Here is a 25883-nt window from a genome sequence, read left to right as displayed (position 1 = left end):
AAAGACCGCTCGACGGCGGCGGGTGATGAAGCAGGTACGGCCAGTTACAGCTCCAGGACTTTGACCTCCTTGGACTTCTTCTTTTTCTTACCGGCCGCCTTGGCCTTACCCTTCTTCCCTGCGTTGCACTCCACGGTCGTGCTCCAGCCGGACTGGGTGAACACCTGCTCCACGGAGTCAACCAGGAACTCGCCATCCAAACCGTCCTTGAAGCCCTGCGCATTGATCTGCCGCTCAGCAAACAGATCCGTACGCCCGACCATCTCCAACCGAACTTCAGCGGTCGAGCGGTTGAACGCCGCGAGTCGAGCCTTGGCGGCCTGTTCAGCGGCGGATTTGTTCGGATGGATATGCCGGTCGGTATGAACGGGCGGCAACCCTCCAGGCGCGTCGTCGTTGTCCAGGGTCAGGTTGACCAGCTCTCCGGTTTTCTTGTCCTGGTACCTGGCCTTGACGGCTTTCTGCGTAGTGCGGTCGGTGAAGCGAAATTGCCAGCGGCTGACGTCACTGCGACGAATGGTGATCGCGGGCAGGCTCTTGCCACTGGCGGTCTGCCCGCTTTGGCGGGGCAGCACTAACAGCTTGCTGTCGGCGACCTTGGCCGTGCAGTCGTGATCCTTGGCAAGCCGGGTGATGAAGTTGAAGTCCGACTCGTTTAACTGATCCGCCCGAGGCACAACCGTGGCGACCGGGCATTCGGGCTTCCAGCCATTGCGTGCGGCGATGTCGCTAACGATCTTGGACAGCGGCACATTTTCCCAACTGCCACTGCGGGTGGTCTTGCCACTGCCGCGCATGTCGCTGGCCTTACCGCGAATGACCAGCGTGTCAGGCGGGCCGGAAACCTCGATGTCGTCGACCGTGTAGCGACCCAGGCGGGCCAGTGCTTTGCTGTCGTAGCCGAGGTAGACCTCGATCCCGGCGCCTTTCTTGGGGAGCGTGACAGCACCGTCACGGTCATCGATACGAAGCTCGAACTCGTCCGACTCCATGCCGGGCTTGTCGAGCGTACGCAGTAACAGCAGACGGTCGTTGATCAAGGCTGTGATGTCGTTGCCATCAGCGACAATTCGAAAGATTGGCTTCATGGTTGGCCCTCGAAATTCAGTCCCACAGCTGCACCTGTTCGACCGCCTTTTGTTCAATGTCAGGGAAGGTGATTAGCAGCCCGGTGCGCAACGGTTGCGGTTCATCCGCTAATAACCGATTTGCAGCCAGCACCGCCTCGACCGTGCCATTGAGGTGGCCGTAGTGCTGGTAGCACAGGGTGTCCAGCAGGTCGCCGTCAGACGTTCTGCATATCGTCGCCATAGCGTGTGAACTCCAAACTAAAGGTTTGCTTGCGCGGGATCCCGCCGGCCAGCAACGCGCCCTGCTCTTCCTCTACGCTACCCAAGCACCAGGTGCCGAGGACAACGCCGTACCCCGTGGTAAGGTTCAACGGCAACAGTTGCCCGCCGATGGAGCGCAGGGTGTCGAGCTGCTTGAGGCCTCCCTTGAACGAGGGGAAAATTGTACCCTTGAGACTGAGCTTATCCTCGCCGATACCCACGGCCTGCTGTGCTGGCCGACGACTGAGGCGCTCTTGTGAGGCCCAGCGGAATTGTGTTTGCCGGCGTAGTTCGTCGAAGGCCGCCGTGTCCAGGTTGAAGTAGAACGGCTGGGCATTGGCTTGCAGCGGCTGCAGAATCAACAGATGGGGAAACGGTTTGACCGCTTCCGCCATGGGCGTAGCGTTTGGCGCCAAAGCGCTGGTGGGCAAGATGCTCGCCAGGCGCGGGCTGACCTTGCCCGCGATCTGGTTGATCGCGGTGCTGGCCCGGGCGGCTTGTTCCTTCAATGTGCCCAACCGCTCATCAATCGTCGACATTGCACGGGTTGCTTTGCTGTAGTTCGACAAAACAGTGCCAACCTTGGATTGCGCTGCATTGATCCCACGCATCACCCGTTGCAGCTTTTCACCTACACCAGGTGGTACGCCTGGAATGCTGGACAGCTCATCAGCCGCCCCTGTGATTTCACCAATAGCACCATTCACCGGGCCGATCATATCGTCGATGCTATGGCGCCCCGCCTCCCCGGCTTGGACCAGGGATTTGAAGCCGGATTGCAGTTGCTCCATGTAAGCCATGACAACTCCTTAAACGTGAGGGGCATCGAACAGGTTGCGCCGCCCCTGCTCCCGGCTGAATTCCTCAAACATCTGACGCAGGTGCGGCATCATTTCCTGCGCGAGCTGTCGTGGATCCTTGACGTCGCCGTGCACGGTCACCGGCATGGTTGGGGAGAACGTCCACTGTTGATCAACCCGAGGGGGTTCCGGTTTTGCGGCGAGTCCAGCAGCCAACACGGCCGGCGCCGCAGCTGCTGGAGCAGCAGCCGCCAACGAGCGCGAGACATCACCCAATGCCGGCCCCGGTGATGCAGGTGCTTTGAGCATCAACGGGCCGGACGATAACGAAGGCGCCATCTGGGACAGACGCGGCATCGGCGCCGCGCCAGGTGGTGGCAGCCGCAACGGCGAAGGTTGATCCGGCAGTGCCAATCGCTCGGCCGGAGCATCCGGCCCACCGAAGGCAGCCTTGCCAACGGCCCCGCCCAACTCGCCGCCGCCCCAGCTGCCGAGGAATCCGCCGATCAATCCGCCAACCACGGTGCCGATCACCGGCACCACCGAACCAATCGCAGCACCCGCTGCCGCTCCGGCCAGCGTGCCCGCCAAGGTGCCAGCTGCGTTACCGTAGCCCTCGGCCTTTTCGTCGCGTGTCTCAGCGTTCTGATAGGTATCGGCAGCGATCAACCCGGCCTCGATCAGCGCTAAGGGCGCACCGACCTTCGCAAATCCAAGCCCCTTGCTCATCATGGCCTTCGGTGCAAACCGACTGGCAGCGGCGCCGACAGGCGAGGCTGGTGCCGTATTGGGTATCGGACCGCGAGCGGGCTTACGCCGATTACGCTTGCGTTTACCATCTCCGCCATCAATGCCCCCACCACCACCTCCTGGATTGGTGACGAACACTCGCTGGATCACGTTTGGGTTGCCCATCAACGATCCGCGAGCAACGTTCATCAGGCCCTTGCCGATCTTAATTGCGTTGATCGCGGCGCCCAGGCTGACAACGCCTGCTGCCAACACCGTCGCCCCACTGATCACCGTCGGAAACTTCCCTGACAGTTCTCCAAGGCCATACGCCAGTTTCGCCAACCCATCAGCCGCTATATCCGTCAGCGGCCGCAACGCATCACCGATACGCGTCATCGACGACTCAATGCCGGCAGTTGCGGTCGCCCACTTCCTGTTGGACGTCTCACGCGCTTTCGCCGCATCCGACTCGATCTTGGCCTTACCATCCGTTTTCTTGATGGTCGACATATCCGCCTTGATCTTGTCGCCGTATTTGATCTGCGCGAGCAGGCCCGCACTGGCGCTCTGATCGCTGACGATGGTCGCTAGACCAGCCGCTTCGGTGAGGGCGATCATGGCCTGCGCTTCCTCCTGGCTACCATCGGCCGAGCTTTTGATTTTCTCCTTGAGGGCCTCGATTTTCTTCGCCTTGGCCGGATCCTGTTTTTTGATCAACTGCTCACTGAGCATGATGAACGCATCGACAGGATTTGCCGCCTTGCCACTTTTTGTCGCCGCGATAATCGAGCCGGCCAGGTCGTAACCTTCCTTGGCAAACCGTTCCTGGCTGGTACTGCTGATCACAGCGTTGAGCAAGTTGTCCATGTTAGTGGCTGCAGCCGCCGCATCCTGGGTTTGCGAATACTGCGACTGCAAGCTGGCACCGAGAAAGCGCACGGCCTCGGGACCTTCCATGCCTAGGCGTCTGATGTTGCCGAGCATGGCTGGCAGATACCGCGCCATATCTTTGGGACCGAACGCACCGATGTCACCGGCCGCCGCGACCTGGCCCAGCATGGCGCCCATATCTGCCTGCTTAACGCCGGCCTCTTTGAAAGAGTTGATCAGGGTCGCGATGGTGGCAGGCTCCATACCCTGACCGTCGATGAGATCGGCGATCTCCCCGGCGTAGCTGGTGGATTCCTTCCACTCAACGCCCTTTTCGATCAATGCACCAACAGCACCAGCGAGCAGTTTCTGGCTCATGCCCTTGTCTGCTGCGACCTTACTGATCGCCTCAGTCATCTCGGCCTCATCACCAGTACCGGCGGTATGAGCCCACAGCGACATCTGACGCATTTGCGCTTGATAATCGCCGGACACTTTCGTAGGGATCGCCAACGACGCCGTAAGCGCCGCCGCTTTGCCGAGGGAGTTCTTCATCCCCTCCTTGCCCTGCTGAATCTGCGTATGGCCCAGCGCCTTGAGTTCAGCGCCCCGCGCGACCTGGCCGAGGGCTTGGTATTCCTTGCGCAGTTTGCCGACCTCAATGCCCTGCTCTTTCAGGGTTTTGAGGTTGCCCTCCAGTTTTCGCAGCAGACCATCGGCCGACGCCGCACCGGTGTCGTGGGCTTTTTTCCATTCGTCCCGAAGGCGAATGGTGTCGCCGATAGTGCTCTGCAGCACGCGAGCCTTGGTGCCGGTTTCACCGAGTTTTTTGATACGGCCTTCAACGTCCTTGAAGGCGGCGCCGACCGTGGAGCTGACGACGCCGCCGATGACCAGGCCGAGCGCCAGGTTGTTTGCCATGAGAACTCTCCGGGCAGGGATGCGGGGCTCAGTCCATGAGCCACCAGATCATCGTGGAAAAAGGCATGGTCTCGATTTCATTGGCGGCAAATGAATACTGCGTCGCCAAGCGCTTCGCGACCTGCTTCTGCAGTTCGGCGTTAAACCCCGTCGTCCTGCACCAGGCGAAAGTAGGCGGCCTGCAGCCGCTGGTAATCCGTCAGCTTTAGCCCCTCCAGATCCTTGGTGTCGGATTCAGACAGGTTGGCCAGGAGGATCGTATCGCGCTGATCGTCGTCGCCATTGGACGCCGAGGTCGCGGCACGCACGTCGCGCACAGTGGGTGCACGCAACATCAGGCGGTCGAGCTTTATATCTTTGAAGTCATACGGTCTGGAGAGCGTGACGACCGCACCGTCAGGGCCAACCACCAACCAGGTCGGCAGTTCGCCTTCCTTGTCGGGCAGCCCGGCGTCCAGCAGCAACTGCGAATAGGCCGTCTGCACCCGCGCATAGTCCGTCAGCTTGAGCCCATCAATATCCTTGGTACCGGCGTCAGTAAGTGAGGCGAACAAGGTCACCTCACACAACACGGCGTCATCGCCACCGATTGCGTCAGAGGCGCGGACCTCACGCAACGTAGGAGCGCGCAGGGTCAACTGGTCGACCTTGAGGCCGTTGACGTCACTCGGACGCGTCAGGGTGATCGTCGCACTGTCCGAGCCGAAGGTTAGCCAGGACGGAATAAATTTCAGCTTTTTCACTTTCATTAGAGACGCTTCCGTTACAGGCCGAGGTCGCGGCGGACGCTGGCAAGTTGATCCACACCGTTGATAACCCGGACGCAGTTAACCGGATCGATTTCGTACATCAGGCGGCCGGCGACTTCGAGCTTGTAATAGCTGACAGCCACGGAGTACTTGAACTCCCCCGCCTCGCCTGCTTTCCAGTCACCCGGATCAATCTCTTTGAGCATGCCGCGCAGGGTGGCGACCACTCCCGTGGTCGCGCCTTTCTGGCCTTTGAAGGAACCCCGGAACACCGCGTTGAACGCAGTCTGATCGGCCAGGCCGTAAAACTTCATGATCTCGGGGCGCGCTCCTTTGCCAGCAAAACTGGACTCCAGTTTTTCCATACCCTGATCCATCTCGACCGGGGCATCCATGCCACCAGCTCGATGCTCTTCGGTTTTCAAGGTGAGCTTGGGGAGCGTCAGGCTGGTGATCTCCCCGTTGAAGCTGAGGCCATCGATATGGGCGTTCATGTTGTAGAGCGTTTGCGGAACCATCGGCGGCTCTCCTTTATGCGTTGGTGTCGAGGACTTCGGTCAGCCACTGGTTGGTGACCTCGACCCGGAAGTTAGGGTTTTCTGCCGGCGGCACGTCGGTGAAGCGGATGTTCCAGTAAACCTTGCCCTGCTCCAGCTGGCTGGCCGTGTTCAACTCCGGGTCGGCGAACACCTCGAAGTTGATCACCGCCCCCTGATTTTTCAGGTCGCGCATAAATGCCTGCAGGCCGTTCGTGACGTCGCTGACGTAGGTCTTGGTAATCGAGCGGTCCACCGCCCATTTATGGCCGTAAAGGATCGCGTCCATAACGATGTCCATGGTCCGCACGCGAGTGACAAACGCCCACTTCGGATCGCTGGAGCAGGTGCGGTTGCCCCACAGGCGGAACCCGTCATCACGGATAATGGTGGTGATCTGCGCGTTGTTGAGCAGGTTGGCCCGGCAGGTTTCGTCGCCGTCCAGGAACTCGATGGGCCGGCCGGTACCGGTGATGCCGACAAACTCTTTGTTCGACGGCGAGGCCCAGAAGCCGTATTCCGAATCGGTCCAGGCGAAGAGCCCGGCGACCCAGGCAGAACCTGGTGCATCGACGGTGGCACTGAGCGCGGTGTCCCAGTACTGCACGCCGGGGTCGACCAGGAACACGCGCTTGCTGCCGAAGTTTTCGCGGTACGCCATCGCGGCTTCGTCGGTGGTGTTGGGGCCATCGATGATTGCCAGCGCGCGCAGCTTGTCGCTTAGGGCCACCAACGCCGTGGCAACGGGCAAGGTCGCAGTGTGCTTGGGTGCGGCCAGCAAGCGAGGCTGTGCGTTAAAGCGGCTCTTGCCATCCAGCAGCGCCTGCATGCCGGTACGGGTGCCGTTCGCCAGGACGCCGCCAATGATGGCCGAGGTCTGCGCGGCGGCGTCTGCCACCTTCGCCACGCCACAGGCAACGATGACCGCTTTGGAGCGAACGTAAATGGCCTGCACCGCCTTGGTGATTGCCGCGTCTGCGCCCCAGGCCGCAATGGCTTCGCTTTCGCGGGTAATCAGCACCAGTTGATTGGGCAAGGCACTGGCAGCAGGGCCTGGGGTGAAGGTGTCGCAGAGACCAATGATCGACGACGACGGCACAGCGATAGGTCGCGTGCCGGTATCGACGTTGGTCACGGTGACGCCGTGAAAAAAACCACCTGCATTACTCATGGTTGAACTCCAGAAACGAGAAAGCCCCGCATAAGCGAGGCCGTGGGTTGGCTGTGGTACACGTAACGGAAAAGAAAACGCCCCTTCAGTACGGGGCGTTATTGGATCAACTCAGCCAGCCACGCCGGCTGTACCGGCCTGAACTCAATTGCCGGGAAGTGCTCTGACTCAGGCCAGTCGCGCAGATCCTGCCGGTAGCCCTGCAATTGCTTGTACTGCTCGGCGGTAAGTGTCGTAGGCCGCTCGGCCTCCACCTCATCACGGTGCCGCGAGATCAACGGATCTGTGAGCAGCAACACACGGTCGCGAATTGCTCGCTCGCGGTTTTTCAGATCTTCCAGCGTAGGGCCTGGCGAGGGGATAGTTGTTGGTCGCCCATTCTCGCCAGGCGCAAGCACCGAGCCACCCAGCGAAAGCACTCGGTAAATCTCGTCGTGCTCGTCCTGCGTGACGTCGACAAGCTCGGACGCTGGTGGAAGCAAGCACGTAGGGTTAGGTACGGCAATGAGCGGAGGTGAAGCTCCCTCATCTGGAACCATAATCATTGGATGCAATGCGTCAGGATCAGGAATCAAGATCGTTTTAGATTCCGCTTGAACAACCGTTTCCTCACCCCCACCATCAAGTTCAACCCAGGCCGGATTGGGTACTGAAATACTTGGGCGACTCCACTCCGGGTCAGGAACAGCCACGGTAGGCCGCACCCACTCGGGATCAGCCATCTGAATAGTCCGAGTACCGTGGAATACCTCATTGAAGAACGTATTATCTTTTTCGCTATAGAAAATCTTCATTTATTAAAGCCCCCTGGCCTCTACCATTAAAACGAGTCCTGTTTGCACTACAGAGGCCCACTCTTCAACTCTCACAGTACACCCAGTTGCTGTAATTGCAGACACAGAAACACCCAGCGCAGCCGCAGCATTAGCCGCAAGCTTTAGACTTGGCCTTACATTTAAACATTGGCTAGGAAACTGAAACGGCCATGTAACTGGAACTAAAGTAGTTCCGGGAGTATCACCAACAACAACCTCAGCCCATTGAATAATCTCGCCGGTATCGGCGTTCTTACTCCAGCCGTTAGCAGCGAGCAGGGCCGTATCCTTGGGCTTTAACGGCTGGAGCATTACAAGCTCACCGGTTGTATCTTTTCGCATGTAAGGCTGGTTTTTATCACCGCTCGCCAACCCCAATGCTGTTATCGAGTCGCGGAGCGGGTACTGCGATGTCCAAGCTTTCACGAACTCTGTATTAGCAATTCGCTTGCTATTATCGCCTCCGTCCAGAGTTGGAACAGTAGCCACCCCCGATACAGCCAACGAGGGAACAGTTAACAGGCCCTCATAGGAGTAAGTCATTGTAGGGCCGGTAATGCTATTTTCGGCGTTAATCGTTCTCCAAGAAAAACCACCAGTTCCAGTGCTCTTATTGCAAACAAAGTTGAAACACTTAGTAAACTGTCCATCTGTGCCGTAAGACAGAAACCCACCAGGGACGTTTATCGGCAAACTAGCCTGATCAATTCGCAAGCTATAAAAACTAGGCGAATATGCTCCACCACTTACTGGCATTTTACTTGCCGGATCAAAGTTCCCCGAATGCCAAAGCGTACGATAGGCAGCAGGCCCGCCAGCCCCGGTATACCTGATCCGAAAGTCTTCAGCAGTAACGCTAGATACAATATCGAGGGCGTATGCTCCTACCGCACCAGGGTATTTAATATGCATGCCTACTGCATAAGTCATACCCGCCGGAATATCCGTAGAGTTACCTTCCGCAGCCGCAAAAAACTGAGTGGTAGGAAGATTTGAGATCGCACCCGCGACCATCGGGGCGCTGGTCATCAACCCGCCGGCTCCGATTGGCATCGCATCCGTAATACCAGCGCCCGCAAGCGTAGTGGGGTTCGTGCCAGCAATAACGCGACCGAGCTTGTCCACGGTCAAACTACGGTAGGTGCCAGCGACAATACCCGTGCGCCCCGCAACCATTTCAAAGGCCAGGGGAGTTGCACCCAGCACAATCGGCGCATCCGTCACGAGCTGCCAAACGGTGTCGCCGTTGGCCGTGCCCTTCTCGACACTGACAAATAGACCCGGTGTTACTTCCACGCTGGCATCTGCATCTTGGGCGCGTTTCCAGGGACCGCTAGCCGGTACGACATAGATACCGTTGTCTTTCGCCTGGGCCTGGTCTTTCACCAGTACACGGGCATCTGCAGCAAGCAACACACCGTCGATGGTTTGAATACCGTTCAGGGCGATATTCGCCGTGGTGGCGACCAGTACCGAGTGTTTAAAGTCCTGCTTGTTGATGGCCTCCGTAATCGCCAGGTCAACATATTCACGAGTCGCCAGCACAATCGCAGGATCGATCTTCAGCACAATGTTGCTGATGCTGGAAACAATGAAGTTCATCCGCACGATCTGCGTACGACCTGAACCCTGATCCAAAACTGATTTATAGCTTGGTGCACAGTTCGCAACAGCGACTAGGTCTCCGTCCGAATCATATAAGCCGATCTCCCTAACCCACCAACCACCGACATCTGCAGGAATCACCTGCTCTGCGATGATCACCGCAGCATTCGCCGGGTCGACGCGCAGTTGATTCAGCGGCGCACGTCGGCGCTCGTTGATCAACTTGGTCTGTGCTGCGTTGGGCATCGGGTCGGTGTCGTTGGCGTCTCCTACTCCAAGTTCGGTGAGGTTCCAGGGAATCCCCAAAGCGTTGGCGTTTGCCAGCTTGGCGGCCCCCACATTGGTGAGGATCGCCATAAATTGCGAGTTGCGATCAATCATGGGTAAACATCCAGAGTGTCTATGCTGTGTTCGCGCCCGACCATGCCGATGTAGCCAGTGACTTCGATGTCACGCTGCACGGGTGGGTAGACGTCGATTACGTCGCCTTCGTAGAGGGCGACACCAATGTGTATGGCGCCTTGGGTTTCCAAGCTGATCGCCAGGCCGGTCAAATGCCTGCTGACGGGCTTGGCGTCATCGATAAGGCGCTCAAGCTCCAGGTACATTTCTTCGGTGATGCCGGTATCCAGTACACCGACCTTCAGCGCGAACGTACCGGGGATGCCCATAGGCGTCGTCTGCCACCACTCCAGCACCTCGATCAGGTAACCCAACGGCTCGACCACCCGCCGCAGGGCGCCGATGGTGCCCTTGTGGGCATGCACGTAGAACGCGGAGCGAATGGCGGAACGCTTGACGGCTTCGGACCATTTGTTGTCCCAGCGGTCGACCGACCAGGTCCAAGCCAGCCACGGCAGCAGATGCGCCGGGCAGGTGTCCGGGTTGTACAGGGTGCGCAGTGGGATCACGGTTTTCTCAGCCAGCGCGGCCTCGATGGCGCGCTCCAACTGAGTGCTATTCAGGGGGAGCAGACTGGTCATGTCGTGCCCCCAAGAACAACACTGAAACCGGTGCAATAGGCCGCTTGGTACTTGTTCGGCTTTATGTCTTTCCAGTTTTTCAGCTCGACCCTTCCGACGCCGTTGATGTGCAACTGGGCGTCGACGCCAGATTGAGCAACCTCAAGCGCCAAGCGCTTACGCGGGTTGATCCAGGCCGCGAGGCGCTTGATCGCCTCGGCCAAGATGGCGTCGTTTTCCGGGCCGGCGCCTTGCATGTGCAACACGGCATCAATCCGGTAATTCAGGATCTCGGCGCTCTGCACGATGAGGCGGTCGCCAACCGGGCGGATGTCATCGTCGCTGAGTTTGTTGTACACCGCGTCTAGCAGAGCCTGATCGGCCTGGCCGCTGCCGGTCAGGCTCAGCACGGTCACCACTACGACGGCCGGTGATGGGCTTTCAGCCGTGGCATCGGCCACCAGCCCCGAGGCGTTGCGCGCGTGGAAGATGTAGCTGTTGCGCGGCCCGGCGGTAGTCAGCCCTTCGTAGACCAACTGGATGCGTTCGCGCAGGGCATCGTCCGATTCTTTGACCTCTTCGACCGGCGGCACTGTCAGCAGATTCGCCGGCTGAATGATCAGTCGCTGGAGCTTCACGTTGGCCGCGAGCTGATCAAGATCCTCCTTTTGCGCATACGCCAGCATCAGCGCCTTGGCTGCATCGTTGACACGTGCGCGATTCTGCATCTTGCCGTACGCACCTAACTCCACCAGCTTGACCACCGGGTCGCTTTCCAGCGCGGCGGACCAGTTATCGCCCATGTACTCGCGAAAAGATGACATCCCTTCCTGGTACAGCTCCTCATAGTCCAGATCCTCCAGCGCCTGCGGCGCCGGCAACGCCGATAAATCCACCGTACTCATGCCGACACCTCCAGCAGCAGGCGTTCGCCCTGATATTCACCCGTTAACTTGAAGTCGATGCGACCGCCAACGATGGCAACGACTTGTACCTGCTCCAGTTTTAGCCGCGGCTCCCAGCGACCCAGGGAGCGAGCCACCTCGGCCTGCACCGCGCTCTTCCAACCAGCGTTAACCGGAAGGTCGACAAAGCGCCGGATCAGGCTGCCGTACTCAGGTCGCATCCGGCGACTGCCCACGGGCGTGCCGAGGATGTCGCCAATGGACTGTCGGAGATGGTCGAGACCGGACAACGGTTTGCCGGTGTGGCGATCCATTCCGATCATCGGGATTACTCCTGCAGAAGTTCCGGGTGGGCCTGGAGGAAGTCGAACTGTTCATCAGTGCTGGCCGTCACGCGCGCCTTGCTCACCGCCAAGGTGCTGCCATCAGGAAGGACCAGGGTGCGCGAGGTGAAGAGCGTGTCGCGGAAAACGCGCCCAAGCCCAACTTCGTCCTGGCTGTCGAGTTTGTTCTTGCTCATCAACGGATGCTCCTAAAACGAAAAACCCGCTCAAGGCGGGTAGTGATCAGTGTTTGTGGTTCGGCGTGTTGCCGCCGACATCGATGACCTTGCCGGCACTGTTGATGTCGCCGGTCGTATTGAGTGTGCTGTTGATCTGGGTAGCACCGTCGATGGTGACCAGGCCCACCAGGTTGATCTCGCCCGACACCAATCGAGTGCTATCCGGCGTCATCTCCAGCACAGACCCTCCGACCTTGACCATGACGGTGCCCGCCGGCAGATCAATGGTGTAGCTGTTGGCTTCCCAGTCGTAGACCAGGGAGCCGCCATCGTCGAACCGCCAAACCTCGACATGATCGCGGTTGTCCGGCTGGGCGCCAGCATTGCCGTACAAACCTGGGATGAACGTACCCATGGCCGGCTCGCCGCTGGGACTGATCAACGCGCCCTGCTCTCCCACGCTCGGCACCCGCCAGTGACGCGCCTTGCCAGCCGCCTGGCTGTGCCAGCGTAGCCAGGCGCTGGTCCAGTCGCCCGACTTCACACGCACCATAGCGGTGGACAGATCCACCCCCACCACGACGCAGGGCATCACCGTCGAGGCGATCATCCGGTCATGCTGGGCACTGGCGTAGCTCATTGCAGATCCTCCGGGTTAATCGGCCCGACGCCCGGCCCCAGGTCAATGACCAAAGACCCCGGCGGCTCATCCGGCCACGGCCATTCCTCGGCGCCCAAGTAAACCGTCTGGTCCCACTCCACCAGCCAGACGAAGTAGCCGTCCAGCTCAGGCTTGGTCCAATCCTGGGTGGATCGCACGAACTGTGCGCAGTCGACCTCCAAGCCCCAGCTCTGGCCCCGTAGAAGCACCGCCAGCTGGGAGGCCAACTGCACAGCCTGACGTTGCGGATCCACGCTGATCGAATCGACGATGATCCGCGCCTCGAACTTACAGGTCAGCGAAGTTTCACCAGTGCCAATGTCCGGCGCCGGTTCCATCTCGGCCATTTCCAGCAGCACCACCGGCGTCGGAATGCTGGTGTCTGCTGATAGATCCGGCCAGAACGATGCGCCCTGAACTCCAGGCAAATGCTCTTGCAGGTGCTGCTCGATGGCCTCATAGAGATTGTCGAGGCTGAAAGGCTGGTCAGACACGGGCGATCCCCTTGAGGTACTTCTGCAGTTCAAAGTTGAGTTCTTGCTTGAGGATCTCCAGCAAGCGTTCGTCAGCGCGTTTCACCCAGCTGTCGAAGTGCGGTCGCACCTGGTCCAGCGAGACCTTGGCTTTCGCCAGCGGGAAGCGGTTGTCGCTCTCTGCGATGAAACCCGAGCTGCGCCGCCCCTGCGTGCTGCCGGGGTAGTCCGTGGCGTTGAAGTGCTTGCTCGACGTGCGGATCCAGATGTCGGGGCTGTTGCCATACACCTGCTTGAAGAACGCGCCCTGGTAACGCCGCCCCGCCACCGACACACCGGCGCGGGATTGCCGAGATCGACCGATGCGGCTGGCCTCGATGGCGTTGACCCCAAACCACAACTTGCCACGCATCGCGCCGCCGCTGACCGGGTAAGCTCGAAGGCGTTGCCGGACGGCGCCGATGGCGATTCGCTCCTGCTTGCCCACGGCTCGCGCAATGTAGGTGCGCAGCCAACCCAACGTCTTGTTGATCGCACGACGCTGAGCCGCTGCAGCGGCCTTGGGCACCAACTGCCCGAAATCGCGCAGGGCCTGGGAATGCACCGCCGACGGCAGGATGTTGATCATCCCGCTGTCACGGTTCTGCTGCGCGTAACTGCCGACGCTCATGGACGCTTCCTCAGTATCAGGGCCACCAGGCCATCGCCGCCGGGCTCTAGTTGCAGCAGGTCGTAGTCGCCGCCGCCATCCAGAGTCGGCAAGTCGATGGTGACCCGCAGGCCCTTGCTCAGACCGTCCGAATCTTTCACGCGGATCTCAAATCGAGGCTCGCGCATTCCGGTGTGGACCTTGCCGAACTGCGGTGCTTTCCATGGTGCCGCGAACATACCCAGTACCGGCTCGGCGCGGCCTTCGATCTGGGCGCTGTCGCCCAGGGTCTCGAATACCACGTCGTCGATGTCGTCGATCAGATCGCGGAAGGCCACGGTCACATTTCCAGCAGGATCTGCGCCAAGGGCCGCGTGCACATGTGCAGCGGGTTGGACTGAGCTTCACCGGCCATGCCTTTGTTGAAAGGCAGTGGCTCGATCTTGCTGTAATACGGAACACCTTCGGTGTTGACCGTTTCCATGTAGTCGGCCGGTGCGAATACCGAGATGTACAAGTCCGGTACGCCTTCGGGGATCAGCAGCGCCTTGTCATCGTGCACAAACGTCATTCCGGCGATTTTGCCGCGATAACGCTCCCAGGTGATGCCACCGTAATCGAAACTTTCACGAGCATCACCTCGCAAAGCAGCTGCTTGTTGGGTGTTGAGGTAAGTTTTTTTCACCTCCTCAATTTCCAAAAGCGCATTCCAAAAATTCTTACCGCAGAAAGCACGAGAGCCGCTTCGGGTCACGCTGCCCAATGCGTCCTCTTGCATATCCAATGCCTCACCACACTGCACGCGAAACGACTTCGTCTCACCGGCCAAGCCCATCGACAACGACTTTCGCTTAACGCCAAAACGGTCATACAAATCGAGCAGCACCGTCTTGCCGTCGGCATCGTAGATTTTGCCGTTGAGCGCACCGAGGCGCTGGAACTCGTGAGTAACATCCAACTGTCGGCGAGCCTTGGCCAGGCGCTTGTTGACCACATCCTGCACCGACTGAAGCTCGGAACGCGTGCCGAAGGCACGAATGCCCTGGATCTCATCAGCCTTGATAGTGAAGCGTTGTGGCAGGTGTACGGTATTGAAAGGAATCAGCGTGCGCTTGGTACCACCGACCACCAGACCGGACGTACCCCGTTCACCCGCCGGCACCAATGCCAAGGTGTCACCGTCCTTTTCGATCTGTACCGTAAGGGTGGTAATACCCTCCTCCTGGAACAAACCCAGGCTGCCGATACGTCCAGGCACGTACTCCTGTTCGTTGATTGCGGCGGTCAGCGAAGATACCGAGAACGCATCGTCATTGAAGATTTGAATGTCAGCCATAAAACATGTCTCCAGAAAACAAAAAACCCGCACAATGCGGGTTGAAGGGGTTAAACCAGTCGCCTTAGCGGACGATCACGTCTCGAGCGTTCAGCGCTTTCTCGGCGGCGGGGTCCAGGCCGGTCAAATGTGCTTCGCTGACCTCCGCCAGACGCACCACCGCACGTCCTCGGCGCACCACGTCCGACATGCTCAATGGGCCGAAGAGGATCGCCTGGGCGTTCTCGCTCCCGTCTTCAGCTGTGGGGTTGTATGGCGCGAATTCACCAGTAGCGGTGACCAAACCAAGAATCTGGCCAGGTTCTAACGCAGGGCCGGCAGCGACGTTGATCGCTTCGCGGGAAATGGTGCCAGCGCCTTCGGACAGCAGGAACTCACCTGCGTGCATCGATTCAGTTTTCATGCTCTTGCTCCTTTCGAGTTACCGTTTTGTGCCGCCTGACGGGTTGCCCAGATTGAGTGAGTGTCGACCTGTTTGGCCTTGATCGTTGGGGCTGGATCATCGTCCAGCGGCAGGCTGTTGTTGATTTCAAAGCCGCCGCCACTGCCGACCAGCTTGTCGAAGAGCCGCGCACGAACTGCAGCTTCATCCAGGCCCGCCGTGATGAATTCGCCGGTCAGCTCTGGCAGGCGTGCCGCGACACAGAGCCCGTGCAAGGCTTTTGCATTGGTCAGTGCTGCCTGGATCACCGCTTCGCTTTCCAGCTTCGTCGCAGCGAGTATCGGGTCCACCAGGTTGCTGATGCCGGCCGCTGCACATCCGTGCGTGACCATCAGCGCCAACTTGGCAGCATTCAGCACGGGGGCAGGACCTGGCTCAGGCGGTTCTACTTCAGGCTCCTCATCCAGTTGGGCGAGCAGCTCGGGCGGGGCATTCTGGAAGCGCTGCAACACACTGCCCTGTCCGAGACAGGCGCTGACCTTAAGACCGTCGCCGACTTCATCGGCCAGGCCAAGAGCCACCGCTTCGTTGGCGGTGAGCCAGGTTTCAGCATTGACCATGCGCCGCAGCTCAGCTTCGTCGATATCCGGCGCCTTAGCCTTGTAGGCCGCGATAATCGCTTCCAAGGTCTGATCCAGGACATCGGCGACGCGACGAAAGTCTTCGGCATCGCCACCGGTGAAGGTGTAGGGGTTGTGAATCATCAGCATGGCATTGGCGGCAATAACCACCCGATGCGCGCCGCACACCGCAACACTGGCCGCGCTGGCCGCCAGGGCATCAATGCGGCCAGTACAGCGCTCACCCAGGCGCGAGAGCGCGTTGTGGATCGCCAGACCATCGAACAGATCACCGCCGATGCTGTTGAACGCAACAATCACTGGCGACACGCCGTCATCCATGGCGCGCAGATCCTGCACGAACTGATTGGCGGTGACGCCCCAGGCGCCGATCTCGCCGTACACGAAGATCTCGATGTTGCGCTGCTCGGCTTCGCCGCTGGCCTGGAGGGCGTACCAGCTTTTATCCGCGACCTTCACCTGCTTGCCCGCCTTGTCATAAACACGCGGTTTCGTTTTTTTGCTCATGGTTGTTCCTTGTCATCGATCGTCTCGATGGCTTCAAGAGTCGTGTAGTTGAGGCCGAGACCCGCGGCCCTGGCGAGATCAGCAGCGTTTTCCGTGTCGACCGTTTCCGCGTCGTACCCAGTGCGGAGCACCATCTCGCTGCGAGAGGCAAAGCCAGCTCGCACCTCCATCTGGCGGGCCTGCACGTCCTGAACCGGCTGGATATAGGCCCAGCCCTGCGGCACCCAGCGCGTGCGTAGGTATTCGCGCCGACGTTGCGCGTAATCCTCCAACACCAGGGCACCGGACAGCACCGCCATGTCCATCCATGCGGCCCGTACTGGGCGACACAACTGATGCACATACACGCCGAATTGCAGCTGCTCCAATCGACGCCGGAACTCGTTGAGCACCACACGCAACGCCCGGTCGTTAACCTCCCGCATGTCGCCGGTCAGGATCTCGTAGGGCGTCCCCGAACCCGCCGCAGCAGCCATCAGTTGCTGCCGCATAAAGTCCGGGTAGTTGTTGCCGGCGTCCGGTGGCTTGGAGAACTCCACCTCTTCACCTGGTCCCAGCTCCTGCATGGTGCCGGGCTCCAGGGCGACCATCGGCGTGAAGCCGTCGCGGTCGGTGGTCAGGAGTTGCCCAGTGACAGGGTCACGCGGTTGTTGCCCCATCTCCGATGATGGCCGTTTGATGAAACCGGCAAACAGGTTCGCCACTTCCTGCCTGAACAGCACCGCGTCATCGTAGTTGTCCAGGCTGCGCAAGCGCTTCAATACCGGCGCCAAACGCGGCACGCCACGTAGTTGACCAGGCTCCATCGGTTCGAAGATGTGCAGTACCTGTGTTGCCGGTACGCGCACCAACTGGTTATAGCCAGCGTTCAACGACGACGAGTCGCGGGGATGCGACAGGTACATGTAATACGCCACACGCTTGCCCGCCGGGTTGAACTCGATCCCGGCGCGGATCACATTGCCGTTTTTGGCCGTCTCGAACTTGTCGTGCGGGACGAATTCAGGGGCCAGCGCCTGCAGCTGCAGTGGCACTGCCAAACCTTCGCTCGGGCTGCGGGGTCGCAATCGCACAAAGCATTCACCGGCCGTTTCAACGGTGCGAGCCACCAGAGCCTGCATGCCGTAGAAGTCGGTCAGCTCATCGGCATCCGCCTCGGACGCCCAGTCATCCCAAAGCTGCTGCTTGAGCTTACGCAGCTCGGCGTCGTCCGTGGTCGGCCTGGGCGTGATGCCGGTGCCGATCAGGTTGCTGACGCGTTTGTCGATGACGTTGAACGCGTAAGGGTCATTGCGCACCGCCGCCCGAGAACGCGCACGTAGGTTGCGCAGGGCCGGGGTGTTGATGCTGTTGATGCCGTTGTCGGAGGCTTCCCAACTGGCCGAACGTCGGCCCTCACCGGCGCCTTCGTAACTGGCCTTGATGTTCGACGGCAGCAAGAATCCGTTACGGGTCAGCGTCGGATAATGTCGGGCCATTAGATTCCCTTGCCTCCGTGGGTAAGCCGGATCACGCGAGAGCGCGGCCCGGCGGCTTGGCTCAGCGACGTACGAATCTCATCACGGGCTTTGAGCAGTTCGTCGATAGAGCGGTACTCCACCGTGCGGTCGCTGTAGCGCACGGTCTTTTCACCGCGTGCAATGGCGCGCTCGATAGCTTCGAGGTGCTTCGGGGTAAACGACATATCAGCGTCTCTTCAGGTAACCGCTGGTGGAGCTGCGGCGTTGTGGGGGTGCAGCGGGTCGCGGTTGGGCGACGGGTTGCGGTGCATGCTTCGGTGTCTCAGGAGCCTGCTCGGCGACCGTGACACGTTCGGCTTCGACCACCTTTTCATCGAACAAACCGGCCTGGGCCAGCGAGTTCCGCACCCGCTCCCAGTCGTGCTCCTGGTAACGGTTGATGCCGAGGTAATGCGCCATCGCCAGGTTGTACACCATCAGATCGAGCGCTTCGTTGCGCTCGGCCTTGCCTTTGATCCACTCGATACGCTTGTGGCCCCGCACGTACTTGGCAACCTTGCGCTCGGCCACGCACTGGGCGAAGAACTCGTCCGGCAAGTCGTTGGCAAAGTGCAGCGCGCCTGGCCCGGATTCGAACGGGTAGCGGTTGTAGATCCAGTCCTTTGCCGTGTCGGTGCCGACAAACCACAGCTCTGCGCCGCCCCGCTCGGTCTGGCCCTTCCAGGTCACATCAACCATAGAAGGCCGCTGAGCGATCACCGGCTTGCCGGGCTTGCTCGCGCCCTTAATGGCGAAGATGTTGCGCCAGCGCCGTACGCGGCAGAACTGATACACCTCATCCGTGTGATGACCACCGGAGTCGACAGCAACAGCAAGAATTCCCAGGCCAACGCCGCAAGGGTGTCGATAGCGCTCCTTGAGCAGCTCGTCGAGGACCGCCCAGGTACGCTCATCTGATGGGTCACCGGCGATTACTCGGTGATCGATGACCCAGCGCTCCATGCCGACACCCCAGCCCATTGCCATGAACTCCAGGCGATCGGCCTGCACGTCGACAGAGCCAGTGATCATCATCACAGCAGCAGGTACCGCACCGAGGGAGAAACCCTCCCTACGAGCCCGCTCGATCAGGACCGATGCCTTCGTCTGCTCTTGTGCGCTGTCCCAGACCTTTGCCAGACGAGTGTTGTAGAACACCTGCATGGGTTCAAGGTCACCCTTAGCCTGAGCCTTTTTGGCCTTTTCGAACTGCTTAGCCAGCGACCGCCAATCCATCCACCCCGGCGGCGAATACAGCGCATTGAGGTGGAACCCCACAGTCTCACCATCGCCTTGGGTGTGGGAGCGCCATTCACCCTTGGCTAACATCTGTCCCTTGAAGTGCTCTTCGATCAACACATCGCAATCCAAACCGGACGCAGCGCATTTGTAATGCACCACGCTAAAGTCGGCTGAGTAGAGAAGGTTTTCCCATTCAAGCACCTGCATGTGGCCACAGTGGGGGCATGGCACGTAGTAATAACGCTGGTCGCTGGATTCAAACAGATCGGCAATGCGTGACGCGCCCTTGATCGTCGGCGAGCTCGAAAAATAGAACTTTGCGTTCCGGCCAAAAGTACTACCCCGCGTTTCCGCCAGCTCGATAGGGTCGCCCTCATCTCCAACGTCAACCTCCCATCGGTCGACCTCATCGCCGTAGATGTAGCGCGCCGACAACTCGGCCAAGTTGGCCGCAGAGCCCGCAGTAGTGACATACAGCGAGCCGCCCTCGAACTCCTTGGTGTCCATGGTATTGCGCGAGTCCCGCGAGCGACTTGCTGCAACGCGCTCACGCAATACCGGAGTGGCCTTGATGGTCTTGCCGATCCGAGACGACACCCGCTTGGCAAGCCCCAAGCTGGGTAGCAGTGTGAGAATGTTGGACGGTGCCATATGGATCAACCCACCGATCCAATTCAACGCAATCTGTGTTTTCATCAACTGCGAGGCCACCATGGTCACGACTCGTTTACACGGGTGTGCCGGTGATAGGCATCGCATCGGCTCACGGGCGTAGGGCGTCCGAGAGGTGCGGTACTGACCCGGCTCTGCGGCACCGGTGTCGCGTGGTATGCGCATGTACTCATCTGCCCACTCATCAATCCACACATCTGGATCAGGCTGCATACCTCGAAAGTAAGCCTCGCGGTAGACCTCCGCGCCATCAGATCTTGCCAGGGTCATCAACCACCTCCCAGTTGGTTTCGAGTGCGTGCCCGAAGTCCTCTGCGGACATGCGACTGGCCTCTTCGAGTCTTGTCCGTAACGCTGCCGTCAGGCGTCGTTCGATTTCCCAAGGATCAGTCATAGCGGCCAGTTCCGGCGCCAATTGGGGCGGCATGCCCAAGAGAGTGTCGCGCAACATGCGTCCAGCGTTGTAGGCCCCCGACTGAACCGCGACGATCTCGACCACCGAGCATTGAGCCTTGTGAAACTCCATCTCAGCCAGCTGCGCCAGGTAGTATTCACGGTGCGCGCGAGCCTTTTGAAAATCGGCAGGTTTCCCGGCGGTAGCCATTGGCTGCGGCGCAGCCGTGGAAGTCGGCTCGGCAAGGGGGCTGAGTTGGCTGTGAACGTCACGCTCGATCCGAGCCTGTTGATGACGAGCCGATACAGCGGCCTTGCTTGGATCGGCTGTTTCAACGATGAGGGCTTCGGTGGCCAGGACATCGACCTTTTTGCCGTCGGGCGATAGCACCAGGCGGTTGTTATCTTTCAACCAGGTGATGTAACTGGGTGACCTGCCGATGCGAGCCGCGAAAGCGCTCTTTGACAGGTAGGTTGGTTCTGTCATGAGCCCTCCTTTTTCAACGGCTTTTCAATGGAGCCTTTCAATTTCAATGGATTGAATTTCAGTAAGCTGGCAGCCCTGCCGCTAACGCTTTCCCGCGGGTTTCATGCCCCGTGTCCCTCGGATGCCGCCAGGGTCCCCGGCGACCTCTCGGCGCTCCATTTTGGTGCGATTCGCTGGGGACCACGTATTCCGTGGCCTCCAGCGCGTCACGCCTGACCACCGCCCGAGGGAGGCACATCGCATACGCCCAACCGCTTGGCGGCCCAGCGTTCGTACAGGCCGATGGCGACGTCGGCGCCGGCCATCGCGGTGAGGCAGCCAATGCTTCCCGCCGCCAGCACCGACATGCCCGAGGCGTGCAGCAACATCATGGTGGAAAGCCCGCAGACCACGCAGGCCCCGGACCGAAGCAGCAACCTGCGGACCAGGGACCAGCCGCTTACCCCCGCCTTGTCGGCCCGCCATGCCTCGCCGGAAATCCCGCCGACCAGGGACAGTAGGATCACCATCCAGACCGGCATCTCAATAAGCGCTTGCTGCTCGTTCGTCATCGCCCTACCCCATAAACGCAAAAACCCGGCGCAATGGCCGGGTTCAGTGTGGTGGTGTGTCCCGCTGCTTGCGGTCGCACCTATCGAAGATGGGTACTTTTTACAGGTCGATTCCGGTGGCAGCAAGGGAGTTTTAATGCCATGGCGCAATACGGGTGCAATACAGGTATGACGCAGGTACAACGCAGGTACAACGCATTCATTCGGCTATCGCTTCTGGTGCCCCGTCTGACCTGTCCCACTACTCTTGATCGAAGTAGGACAGCTACAGACGCCTGAATACGGGGCTCTGCCCTACTGTCCTACCTTTATTCCTTTTCTCTTGTGTATAGAGAGAAAGCTAAAAGCACGCGTGCGCGCCATGGGCGCGATTACGTGCCCGCTATGCTCATGTGTGCGTGGGGCGGGTGAAGGTTGGACGGTAGGACAGGCCAACAACGGCGCGGCCTGCGCCTGTCCAACTGCGCTAAATGGCAGTCGGACAAGGGCGGACAGTAGGACAGAGGCACACGGAGTAACGCCGGGGGTCATGCAGCCTTCCCCATCAGCATGCCAGCAATGTGCAGGTGGGCTTCGTGCAGACGCTGGTAGTAGGTATCCCGACCGCATCCGCAATGGGTGTACTTCTGCGAGAGGAAGCTTTCGTGGTTGCAGTAATGCTCACGCACGACGACCGACAGCTGCGGCGGCAAGTGCTTGTTGACGATCAGCTCGATGTCGGCCGATTCATCCAGCAGCACCCGACTGCCGCGTGTGCCGCGTATCAACTCGCCCTTGCATTCCATCAGCATGGCGATCATGTTGCTGCCGCTCGGCCCGCCCACGTTTTCCGGCACGGGCGAGTGCAGATCCTGCGCCCATAGTTTGAGCATCTCGTCGATTCGCTTAATCATCGAAGCATGGCTCCTCGATCACCGATTGCTGCAACGCAGACGCACGCCCCCAACCCGCAGGCTTTACATACGCCCATGGCCGCACCCCGCTTTTCGGCAATGCAGGCATGCGCCGCTTACGCCAACCCAACCGGTGCATGATCGCCCCGACCCGCATCTGCTCAGGCTTGCCCCAATGGCCGAAGTCCAGCTTGAGCGCCTGGGTGAGGATCTCGTTGCCGGTGGCGGTCTCGCCGATCTGCGACTCTTCCATCCAGGCCAGGATTGGCCCTTCCCATTCGTCCACCACAAAACGTTCGTCCTGGGCCTCGGCGAACATCTTGGATTCGTCCTTGTTCACCCACCAGATATCGCCGGCCTCGAAGCAAAACAGCGCCTCGGCCCATAGCTGGTCGCGGATCTCTCGCAATTGTTCCAGGTCGACCTTGTTGCAGAACACCGGCCAGTAGCGGCGGTTGCCTGTGGCGTCCTTGAGGTACTCCTCTTGGTTGGTGGTGCCCACGAAAACACACTGGCGTGGCACGTCATTCGTTCTGCGGCCGTAGCTCTCGCGGTAGGTGTCGGTGGACGCGGAAAAAAACTGTTTGGCCTTGGTGCTTTCGGCTTTGTTAAAGCTGTCCAGCTCGCCCAGCTCGACGATCCACTTCCCGCGAATCGCCTGGAAGCTGTCCTTGTCGCCGAGGGCAAAGGGCGTATCCATGAACCATTCGCCACCGAGGACGCCCATGGCTGTGGACTTACCAGCACCCTGCCCGCCTTCGAGGATCATCACCGAGTCTGCCTTGCAGCCTGGGCGCATCACCCGTGCGACCGCAGAGATCAACCAGCGCTTACCGACCTTGGCCGAGTACTCGCTGGCCTGGACGCCCAGTACATCAGTGAGCCAGGTTTCGATGCGAGGTACTCGGTCCCACTCCAGCTTCTCCAGGTACTCGCGCACCGGGTGGAAGGCATGGTCGTGAGCAACCACGCTGACCGCCTCGATCACATGGGAGGCTTTGACCCGCAGGTTGTACTGCTGCGCGAGCCACTTCATCACGCGCATGTCGTCAATGTCCGCCCAATCGCCGGCACCGCCACCGAAGGGCGCAGACCGCAGCTTGACGATCTTGGAGCTGAACACGCTGTAACCGATGACGCCGGCCCAGCGCTCGTCATTGCCGAGGATCAGCTCGACATTTTGCATGTGCGCGATCAGGGAGCCGTTCTCCGTGCGGGCGAGCTGGTCTTTCCAGCCACCCGCTGCAGGCGGCTTGACCACCGCCAGCACCTGACGGCGGACAGCTTCCAAACCTTCGGCGACGTGCAGGTCGTTGAAGTCGGTCCACTTGATCTCGCGCTCGCCGGAGAACACCGGGGCAACCACCTGGCCGCCGACAACCAGCGCAGCGTTGTTAGCCTTCTCTTCGCCTGGGTTCCAGGGGGCGCCATTAGGGCGTTTGGTCTTCCAGTCATCATCGCGACAGATGATCAGCGGGCAGCCGGGGAAACGCTCGCGCATGGCCTTGGAGACCGGCAGAAGGTTGCCCGCGTCGAAGGCGATGGCGACGGTCAGCGAAGTCGCCATGTGCAGGCTTGCGCCAGTGGCGTAGCCCTCACACACCAGCACTGGCTCGCCGGGTTCAGGGTGTGGGCCGATCAGGTGGAAGGCGCCTTCCTTCGACATGCCGTAGGGCCAATACGCTTTGTCCCGACCGGTGTCCTCTTGCTTCGCGGGGAAGATCACCTGCAGGCCGACGATCTGGTCGCGCACATTACACATGGGCACTAAAAAAGCGCCGGTACGGGGCGCATAGCGAACCTTGAAGCCTACGATCTGCTTTCGATCCAGGTAGGCGCTCTTGCCCTTTTCGGGCATACGCTTGAACAGCCCCGCAGCACGGTTGGCCGCTCGGCGTGACGCATTGGCCGCGATCTCGGCGGCCTTGCGCTTGGCGTCCTCCTGGCGAGCGCGCATCACTTCGCGCTCTTCTGGGCTCATACGACCGGCCTTGACCTTGATCTTCTTGGTCTCGCCGGAGCGCCAGTCACCAAAGCTGCCGAAGATCAGCGTCTCGTTCTTTTCGGTGCGGTGTTCGTGGATGACGTACCAGCCGTTCTTTTCCTTGCCCTTATCCTGGGTGGTTTTGCAGCGCGTGAGCTTTCCGAATACGAGGGGCTGAGCGGGTTCGAGACCGTAGTCCGCGAACTGATTGAGCACGTCATCGAGCATAACGGGCAGCCCTCTGGTCATCGACGGTCTTGCACTCAATGCAGAGCGTGCAACCGGGTTGTGCCAAACGACGGGCTTCGGGGATGGGGCCATCGCATTCGTCACAGAACATCAGCGAATGCTGAGCCGTGTTGGACATCAGCGCCAAGCGTGCAGCAACGGCCTGATCGATGCGCTCTTGCACCAGGTCATTTGCGAAATCAGCGATATCAGCCACGTTCCACCCCACAAGTCGTCTGGTTGACGTAGCGGGCGCGGTTGTACATGCCCAATAATCCCTGAATGCCGCGAAACACCAACTGGCGGATCTCGGCCAGTTCACCGTCGTCGACCTTGCCGTCGCCAATGTGCTTGGCCCAGGTTTCGGACAAATCGGCGACCTGCCGGAAAAACATGGCGATACCCGTGGTCAGGGTTTCAGGCATGTCGTTGGTGTACGCCTCAGCCAGTTCCTGCCAGATCGTGTCGCCGACAAGACCGTGCACAGCATCGAGAATTCGACGGTCCTTGGTCAGTTCGAGGATCTCGCCGAACTCCTGGATGTTGACGGTGTGCGAGGGATGGGTGGGAGACAGCTTGTGCTGCAGCGTGGTGGCATTGCGGCCGGTGGTGGCGGCGATTGCGGCGGCACCGCCGGGATAGTCCCGTGCGGCGTGGTACAAGGCTAATTCGAGCGTCAGTACTTCCTTTTGCGCTCGATCAACACAGCTTAAAGCTACTCGGCTCATGGCATTAATCCTACTAAGTTGCCAGTGCCCCGCGACGTGTAGTGGTGATACATTTGCCGCGTGGCTTGAAAGGGCCAAACGCCGGCAAGATCTAGGGATCGAAACCGGCACCGTGCCGAGGCGAACAATCCGTTGTTCACCTCTGGCGCAACAGCTGCCTAATCTGTGGTGGAGAAGGCAGCAACCCAAGGCATCCGTGCCTTGGAAAGCGCGGTAAAAATCGACGGTTTGCATGTGGTGTGCCCGCCTTTTTTATCGCGACCCGACAGCGCTGTGGTGGTGCGTGCCGGGAGGAACTGGGCGACCTTTAGGTCGCCTTTTTTCTGACTATGCAGCAGCCTTCTGTGGTGCGGACGCGTTAAGCAACCAAGCAGACTCAAAAGGGTTGCCCATTTGCCCTGCAGCTTTAGCCAAAAGCACTGCGTATTTCGTTTCACCGGTGTAATCGGTTCGCGGCAGGCAGCCTGCCAAGCGCCATTTGTTCAGCGCTTGATAACTTCTTTCGCACACCTTCGCGGCGGCCCCAATGCCGCCTACTGCCTCAAAAGCGAACGCGATGGCGTTCGGGTAATCTGCAGGGTCCAACATGGCAATCTCCACTTATCAACCCGAAGTTGATATTAAACATCAACTGACTATTGCGCAAGCTCCGTGGCAC

General features: G+C 59.9%; 30 protein-coding genes and 1 pseudogene. All 31 read right to left on the bottom strand.

All coding sequences use genetic code 11. The features are described from left to right. Nucleotides 1-44: 44 nt before the first annotated feature. A complete protein-coding gene (locus tag CI807_RS15015; RefSeq protein ID WP_095015186.1) occupies nucleotides 45-1088 on the bottom strand; it encodes a phage late control D family protein in 1044 nt (347 codons plus the stop codon). Nucleotides 1089-1104: 16 nt separating this feature from the next. Continuing rightward, nucleotides 1105-1311: a tail protein X gene (locus CI807_RS15010; protein WP_095015185.1), complete on the bottom strand. Its 207-nt coding sequence runs from the start codon at nucleotides 1309-1311 to the stop codon at nucleotides 1105-1107. Continuing rightward, the gene (locus CI807_RS15005) at nucleotides 1286-2131 is read right to left on the bottom strand and encodes a phage tail protein (RefSeq protein WP_095015184.1); all 846 of its coding nucleotides are present in this window, start codon (nucleotides 2129-2131) and stop codon (nucleotides 1286-1288) included. Before CI807_RS15005 ends, CI807_RS15010 begins: the two co-directional genes overlap by 26 nt. Before the next feature lie 9 nt (nucleotides 2132-2140). Then, the gene (locus CI807_RS15000) at nucleotides 2141-4654 is read right to left on the bottom strand and encodes a phage tail tape measure protein (protein WP_095015183.1); all 2514 of its coding nucleotides are present in this window, start codon (nucleotides 4652-4654) and stop codon (nucleotides 2141-2143) included. Between the two features lie 140 nt (nucleotides 4655-4794). Then, on the bottom strand, nucleotides 4795-5100 hold the full coding sequence (locus CI807_RS31810; protein ID WP_256578788.1) for a phage tail assembly protein: 306 nt from the start codon (nucleotides 5098-5100) through the stop codon (nucleotides 4795-4797). Nucleotides 5101-5124: 24 nt separating this feature from the next. Further along, nucleotides 5125-5403, bottom strand: a pseudogene (locus CI807_RS31805) (phage tail assembly protein); the annotation flags it as partial. Between the two features lie 14 nt (nucleotides 5404-5417). Next, nucleotides 5418-5921 carry a phage major tail tube protein gene (locus tag CI807_RS14990; RefSeq protein ID WP_095015181.1) on the bottom strand — a complete coding sequence of 168 codons (504 nt, stop codon included), beginning with the start codon at nucleotides 5919-5921 and terminating at the stop codon, nucleotides 5418-5420. 13 nt (nucleotides 5922-5934) lie between these two features. Continuing rightward, on the bottom strand, nucleotides 5935-7110 hold the full coding sequence (locus tag CI807_RS14985) for a phage tail sheath family protein (protein WP_095015180.1): 1176 nt from the start codon (nucleotides 7108-7110) through the stop codon (nucleotides 5935-5937). Between the two features lie 98 nt (nucleotides 7111-7208). Continuing rightward, a complete protein-coding gene (locus tag CI807_RS31800) occupies nucleotides 7209-7904 on the bottom strand; it encodes a phage tail assembly chaperone (protein WP_256578767.1) in 696 nt (231 codons plus the stop codon). 3 nt (nucleotides 7905-7907) lie between these two features. Then, nucleotides 7908-9911 (bottom strand): phage tail protein, encoded by a 2004-nt coding sequence (locus CI807_RS31575; RefSeq protein WP_095015179.1) that lies wholly within the window; start codon nucleotides 9909-9911, stop codon nucleotides 7908-7910. Then, nucleotides 9908-10513 (bottom strand): phage tail protein I, encoded by a 606-nt coding sequence (locus CI807_RS14970; protein ID WP_095015178.1) that lies wholly within the window; start codon nucleotides 10511-10513, stop codon nucleotides 9908-9910. The genes CI807_RS31575 and CI807_RS14970 overlap by 4 nt, the downstream gene beginning before the upstream one ends. Then, nucleotides 10510-11397, bottom strand: coding sequence for a baseplate J/gp47 family protein (locus CI807_RS14965; protein WP_095015177.1), 888 nt, complete (start codon nucleotides 11395-11397; stop codon nucleotides 10510-10512). Before CI807_RS14965 ends, CI807_RS14970 begins: the two co-directional genes overlap by 4 nt. Further along, nucleotides 11394-11720: a GPW/gp25 family protein gene (locus CI807_RS14960; protein ID WP_095015176.1), complete on the bottom strand. Its 327-nt coding sequence runs from the start codon at nucleotides 11718-11720 to the stop codon at nucleotides 11394-11396. The genes CI807_RS14965 and CI807_RS14960 overlap by 4 nt, the downstream gene beginning before the upstream one ends. 5 nt (nucleotides 11721-11725) lie before the next feature. Then, the gene (locus CI807_RS14955; RefSeq protein WP_095015175.1) at nucleotides 11726-11917 is read right to left on the bottom strand and encodes a hypothetical protein; all 192 of its coding nucleotides are present in this window, start codon (nucleotides 11915-11917) and stop codon (nucleotides 11726-11728) included. Nucleotides 11918-11963: 46 nt separating this feature from the next. After that, nucleotides 11964-12539 carry a phage baseplate assembly protein V gene (locus CI807_RS14950; protein WP_095015174.1) on the bottom strand — a complete coding sequence of 192 codons (576 nt, stop codon included), beginning with the start codon at nucleotides 12537-12539 and terminating at the stop codon, nucleotides 11964-11966. After that, nucleotides 12536-13054, bottom strand: coding sequence for a hypothetical protein (locus CI807_RS14945; protein WP_095015173.1), 519 nt, complete (start codon nucleotides 13052-13054; stop codon nucleotides 12536-12538). Before CI807_RS14945 ends, CI807_RS14950 begins: the two co-directional genes overlap by 4 nt. Continuing rightward, the gene (locus tag CI807_RS14940) at nucleotides 13047-13703 is read right to left on the bottom strand and encodes a hypothetical protein (RefSeq protein WP_095015172.1); all 657 of its coding nucleotides are present in this window, start codon (nucleotides 13701-13703) and stop codon (nucleotides 13047-13049) included. Before CI807_RS14940 ends, CI807_RS14945 begins: the two co-directional genes overlap by 8 nt. Then, complete coding sequence (locus tag CI807_RS14935) at nucleotides 13700-14020, bottom strand: hypothetical protein (RefSeq protein WP_095015171.1); 321 nt, start codon at nucleotides 14018-14020, stop codon at nucleotides 13700-13702. The genes CI807_RS14940 and CI807_RS14935 overlap by 4 nt, the downstream gene beginning before the upstream one ends. A 2-nt stretch (nucleotides 14021-14022) precedes the next feature. Continuing rightward, complete coding sequence (locus CI807_RS14930) at nucleotides 14023-15018, bottom strand: major capsid protein (RefSeq protein WP_069023718.1); 996 nt, start codon at nucleotides 15016-15018, stop codon at nucleotides 14023-14025. 64 nt (nucleotides 15019-15082) lie between these two features. After that, nucleotides 15083-15421 (bottom strand): head decoration protein, encoded by a 339-nt coding sequence (locus CI807_RS14925; protein WP_095015170.1) that lies wholly within the window; start codon nucleotides 15419-15421, stop codon nucleotides 15083-15085. Next, complete coding sequence (locus CI807_RS14920; protein WP_095015169.1) at nucleotides 15418-16548, bottom strand: head maturation protease, ClpP-related; 1131 nt, start codon at nucleotides 16546-16548, stop codon at nucleotides 15418-15420. The genes CI807_RS14925 and CI807_RS14920 overlap by 4 nt, the downstream gene beginning before the upstream one ends. After that, nucleotides 16545-18026 carry a phage portal protein gene (locus CI807_RS14915; RefSeq protein WP_095015168.1) on the bottom strand — a complete coding sequence of 494 codons (1482 nt, stop codon included), beginning with the start codon at nucleotides 18024-18026 and terminating at the stop codon, nucleotides 16545-16547. The genes CI807_RS14920 and CI807_RS14915 overlap by 4 nt, the downstream gene beginning before the upstream one ends. Beyond that, nucleotides 18026-18232, bottom strand: a complete 207-nt coding sequence (locus CI807_RS14910) for a phage head-tail joining protein (protein ID WP_032889620.1) — start codon at nucleotides 18230-18232, stop codon at nucleotides 18026-18028. The genes CI807_RS14915 and CI807_RS14910 overlap by 1 nt, the downstream gene beginning before the upstream one ends. A 1-nt stretch (nucleotide 18233) precedes the next feature. Beyond that, nucleotides 18234-20231, bottom strand: coding sequence for a phage terminase large subunit family protein (locus tag CI807_RS14905; RefSeq protein WP_095015167.1), 1998 nt, complete (start codon nucleotides 20229-20231; stop codon nucleotides 18234-18236). Next, entirely contained in the window at nucleotides 20212-20841 is a 630-nt protein-coding gene (locus CI807_RS14900) for a terminase small subunit (RefSeq protein ID WP_095015166.1), read from the bottom strand. Before CI807_RS14900 ends, CI807_RS14905 begins: the two co-directional genes overlap by 20 nt. Nucleotides 20842-21047: 206 nt before the next feature. Further along, nucleotides 21048-21392, bottom strand: coding sequence for a phage holin family protein (locus tag CI807_RS14895; protein WP_095015165.1), 345 nt, complete (start codon nucleotides 21390-21392; stop codon nucleotides 21048-21050). 527 nt (nucleotides 21393-21919) lie between these two features. Continuing rightward, the gene (locus CI807_RS14890; RefSeq protein WP_095015164.1) at nucleotides 21920-22285 is read right to left on the bottom strand and encodes a hypothetical protein; all 366 of its coding nucleotides are present in this window, start codon (nucleotides 22283-22285) and stop codon (nucleotides 21920-21922) included. Beyond that, nucleotides 22278-24497: a VapE domain-containing protein gene (locus CI807_RS14885; protein ID WP_095015163.1), complete on the bottom strand. Its 2220-nt coding sequence runs from the start codon at nucleotides 24495-24497 to the stop codon at nucleotides 22278-22280. Before CI807_RS14885 ends, CI807_RS14890 begins: the two co-directional genes overlap by 8 nt. Continuing rightward, nucleotides 24487-24714 (bottom strand): TraR/DksA family transcriptional regulator, encoded by a 228-nt coding sequence (locus tag CI807_RS14880; RefSeq protein WP_093126267.1) that lies wholly within the window; start codon nucleotides 24712-24714, stop codon nucleotides 24487-24489. The genes CI807_RS14885 and CI807_RS14880 overlap by 11 nt, the downstream gene beginning before the upstream one ends. Next, nucleotides 24707-25225 carry a phage regulatory CII family protein gene (locus tag CI807_RS14875; protein ID WP_177409581.1) on the bottom strand — a complete coding sequence of 173 codons (519 nt, stop codon included), beginning with the start codon at nucleotides 25223-25225 and terminating at the stop codon, nucleotides 24707-24709. The genes CI807_RS14880 and CI807_RS14875 overlap by 8 nt, the downstream gene beginning before the upstream one ends. Nucleotides 25226-25552: 327 nt before the next feature. Beyond that, the gene (locus CI807_RS14870) at nucleotides 25553-25813 is read right to left on the bottom strand and encodes a hypothetical protein (protein ID WP_095015162.1); all 261 of its coding nucleotides are present in this window, start codon (nucleotides 25811-25813) and stop codon (nucleotides 25553-25555) included. Between the last annotated feature and the right edge of the window lie 70 nt (nucleotides 25814-25883).

The organism is Pseudomonas sp. NS1(2017) (assembly GCF_002269425.1).
GTDB lineage: Bacteria > Pseudomonadota > Gammaproteobacteria > Pseudomonadales > Pseudomonadaceae > Aquipseudomonas > Aquipseudomonas reactans.
This window is presented reverse-complemented; position numbering and strand designations above follow the sequence as displayed.

Coding starts and splice junctions, on each gene's coding strand:
- CI807_RS14970 (WP_095015178.1), bottom strand. CDS start 10,513: ATGACCAGTCTGCTCCCCCTGAATAGCACTCAGTTGGAGCGCGCCATC.
- CI807_RS14985 (WP_095015180.1), bottom strand. CDS start 7,110: ATGAGTAATGCAGGTGGTTTTTTTCACGGCGTCACCGTGACCAACGTC.
- CI807_RS14900 (WP_095015166.1), bottom strand. CDS start 20,841: ATGACAGAACCAACCTACCTGTCAAAGAGCGCTTTCGCGGCTCGCATC.
- CI807_RS14925 (WP_095015170.1), bottom strand. CDS start 15,421: ATGAAAACTGAATCGATGCACGCAGGTGAGTTCCTGCTGTCCGAAGGC.
- CI807_RS31800 (WP_256578767.1), bottom strand. CDS start 7,904: ATGAAGATTTTCTATAGCGAAAAAGATAATACGTTCTTCAATGAGGTA.
- CI807_RS14920 (WP_095015169.1), bottom strand. CDS start 16,548: ATGAGCAAAAAAACGAAACCGCGTGTTTATGACAAGGCGGGCAAGCAG.
- CI807_RS14960 (WP_095015176.1), bottom strand. CDS start 11,720: ATGATCGGAATGGATCGCCACACCGGCAAACCGTTGTCCGGTCTCGAC.
- CI807_RS14870 (WP_095015162.1), bottom strand. CDS start 25,813: ATGTTGGACCCTGCAGATTACCCGAACGCCATCGCGTTCGCTTTTGAG.
- CI807_RS15010 (WP_095015185.1), bottom strand. CDS start 1,311: ATGGCGACGATATGCAGAACGTCTGACGGCGACCTGCTGGACACCCTG.
- CI807_RS15005 (WP_095015184.1), bottom strand. CDS start 2,131: ATGGCTTACATGGAGCAACTGCAATCCGGCTTCAAATCCCTGGTCCAA.
- CI807_RS14955 (WP_095015175.1), bottom strand. CDS start 11,917: ATGAGCAAGAACAAACTCGACAGCCAGGACGAAGTTGGGCTTGGGCGC.
- CI807_RS14950 (WP_095015174.1), bottom strand. CDS start 12,539: ATGAGCTACGCCAGTGCCCAGCATGACCGGATGATCGCCTCGACGGTG.
- CI807_RS31575 (WP_095015179.1), bottom strand. CDS start 9,911: ATGATTGATCGCAACTCGCAATTTATGGCGATCCTCACCAATGTGGGG.
- CI807_RS14930 (WP_069023718.1), bottom strand. CDS start 15,018: ATGGCTGACATTCAAATCTTCAATGACGATGCGTTCTCGGTATCTTCG.
- CI807_RS14890 (WP_095015164.1), bottom strand. CDS start 22,285: ATGATTAAGCGAATCGACGAGATGCTCAAACTATGGGCGCAGGATCTG.
- CI807_RS14910 (WP_032889620.1), bottom strand. CDS start 18,232: ATGTCGTTTACCCCGAAGCACCTCGAAGCTATCGAGCGCGCCATTGCA.
- CI807_RS14905 (WP_095015167.1), bottom strand. CDS start 20,231: ATGACCCTGGCAAGATCTGATGGCGCGGAGGTCTACCGCGAGGCTTAC.
- CI807_RS14990 (WP_095015181.1), bottom strand. CDS start 5,921: ATGGTTCCGCAAACGCTCTACAACATGAACGCCCATATCGATGGCCTC.
- CI807_RS14875 (WP_177409581.1), bottom strand. CDS start 25,225: ATGAGCCGAGTAGCTTTAAGCTGTGTTGATCGAGCGCAAAAGGAAGTA.
- CI807_RS15015 (WP_095015186.1), bottom strand. CDS start 1,088: ATGAAGCCAATCTTTCGAATTGTCGCTGATGGCAACGACATCACAGCC.
- CI807_RS14895 (WP_095015165.1), bottom strand. CDS start 21,392: ATGACGAACGAGCAGCAAGCGCTTATTGAGATGCCGGTCTGGATGGTG.
- CI807_RS14885 (WP_095015163.1), bottom strand. CDS start 24,497: ATGCTCGATGACGTGCTCAATCAGTTCGCGGACTACGGTCTCGAACCC.
- CI807_RS14915 (WP_095015168.1), bottom strand. CDS start 18,026: ATGGCCCGACATTATCCGACGCTGACCCGTAACGGATTCTTGCTGCCG.
- CI807_RS15000 (WP_095015183.1), bottom strand. CDS start 4,654: ATGGCAAACAACCTGGCGCTCGGCCTGGTCATCGGCGGCGTCGTCAGC.
- CI807_RS14965 (WP_095015177.1), bottom strand. CDS start 11,397: ATGAGTACGGTGGATTTATCGGCGTTGCCGGCGCCGCAGGCGCTGGAG.
- CI807_RS14940 (WP_095015172.1), bottom strand. CDS start 13,703: ATGAGCGTCGGCAGTTACGCGCAGCAGAACCGTGACAGCGGGATGATC.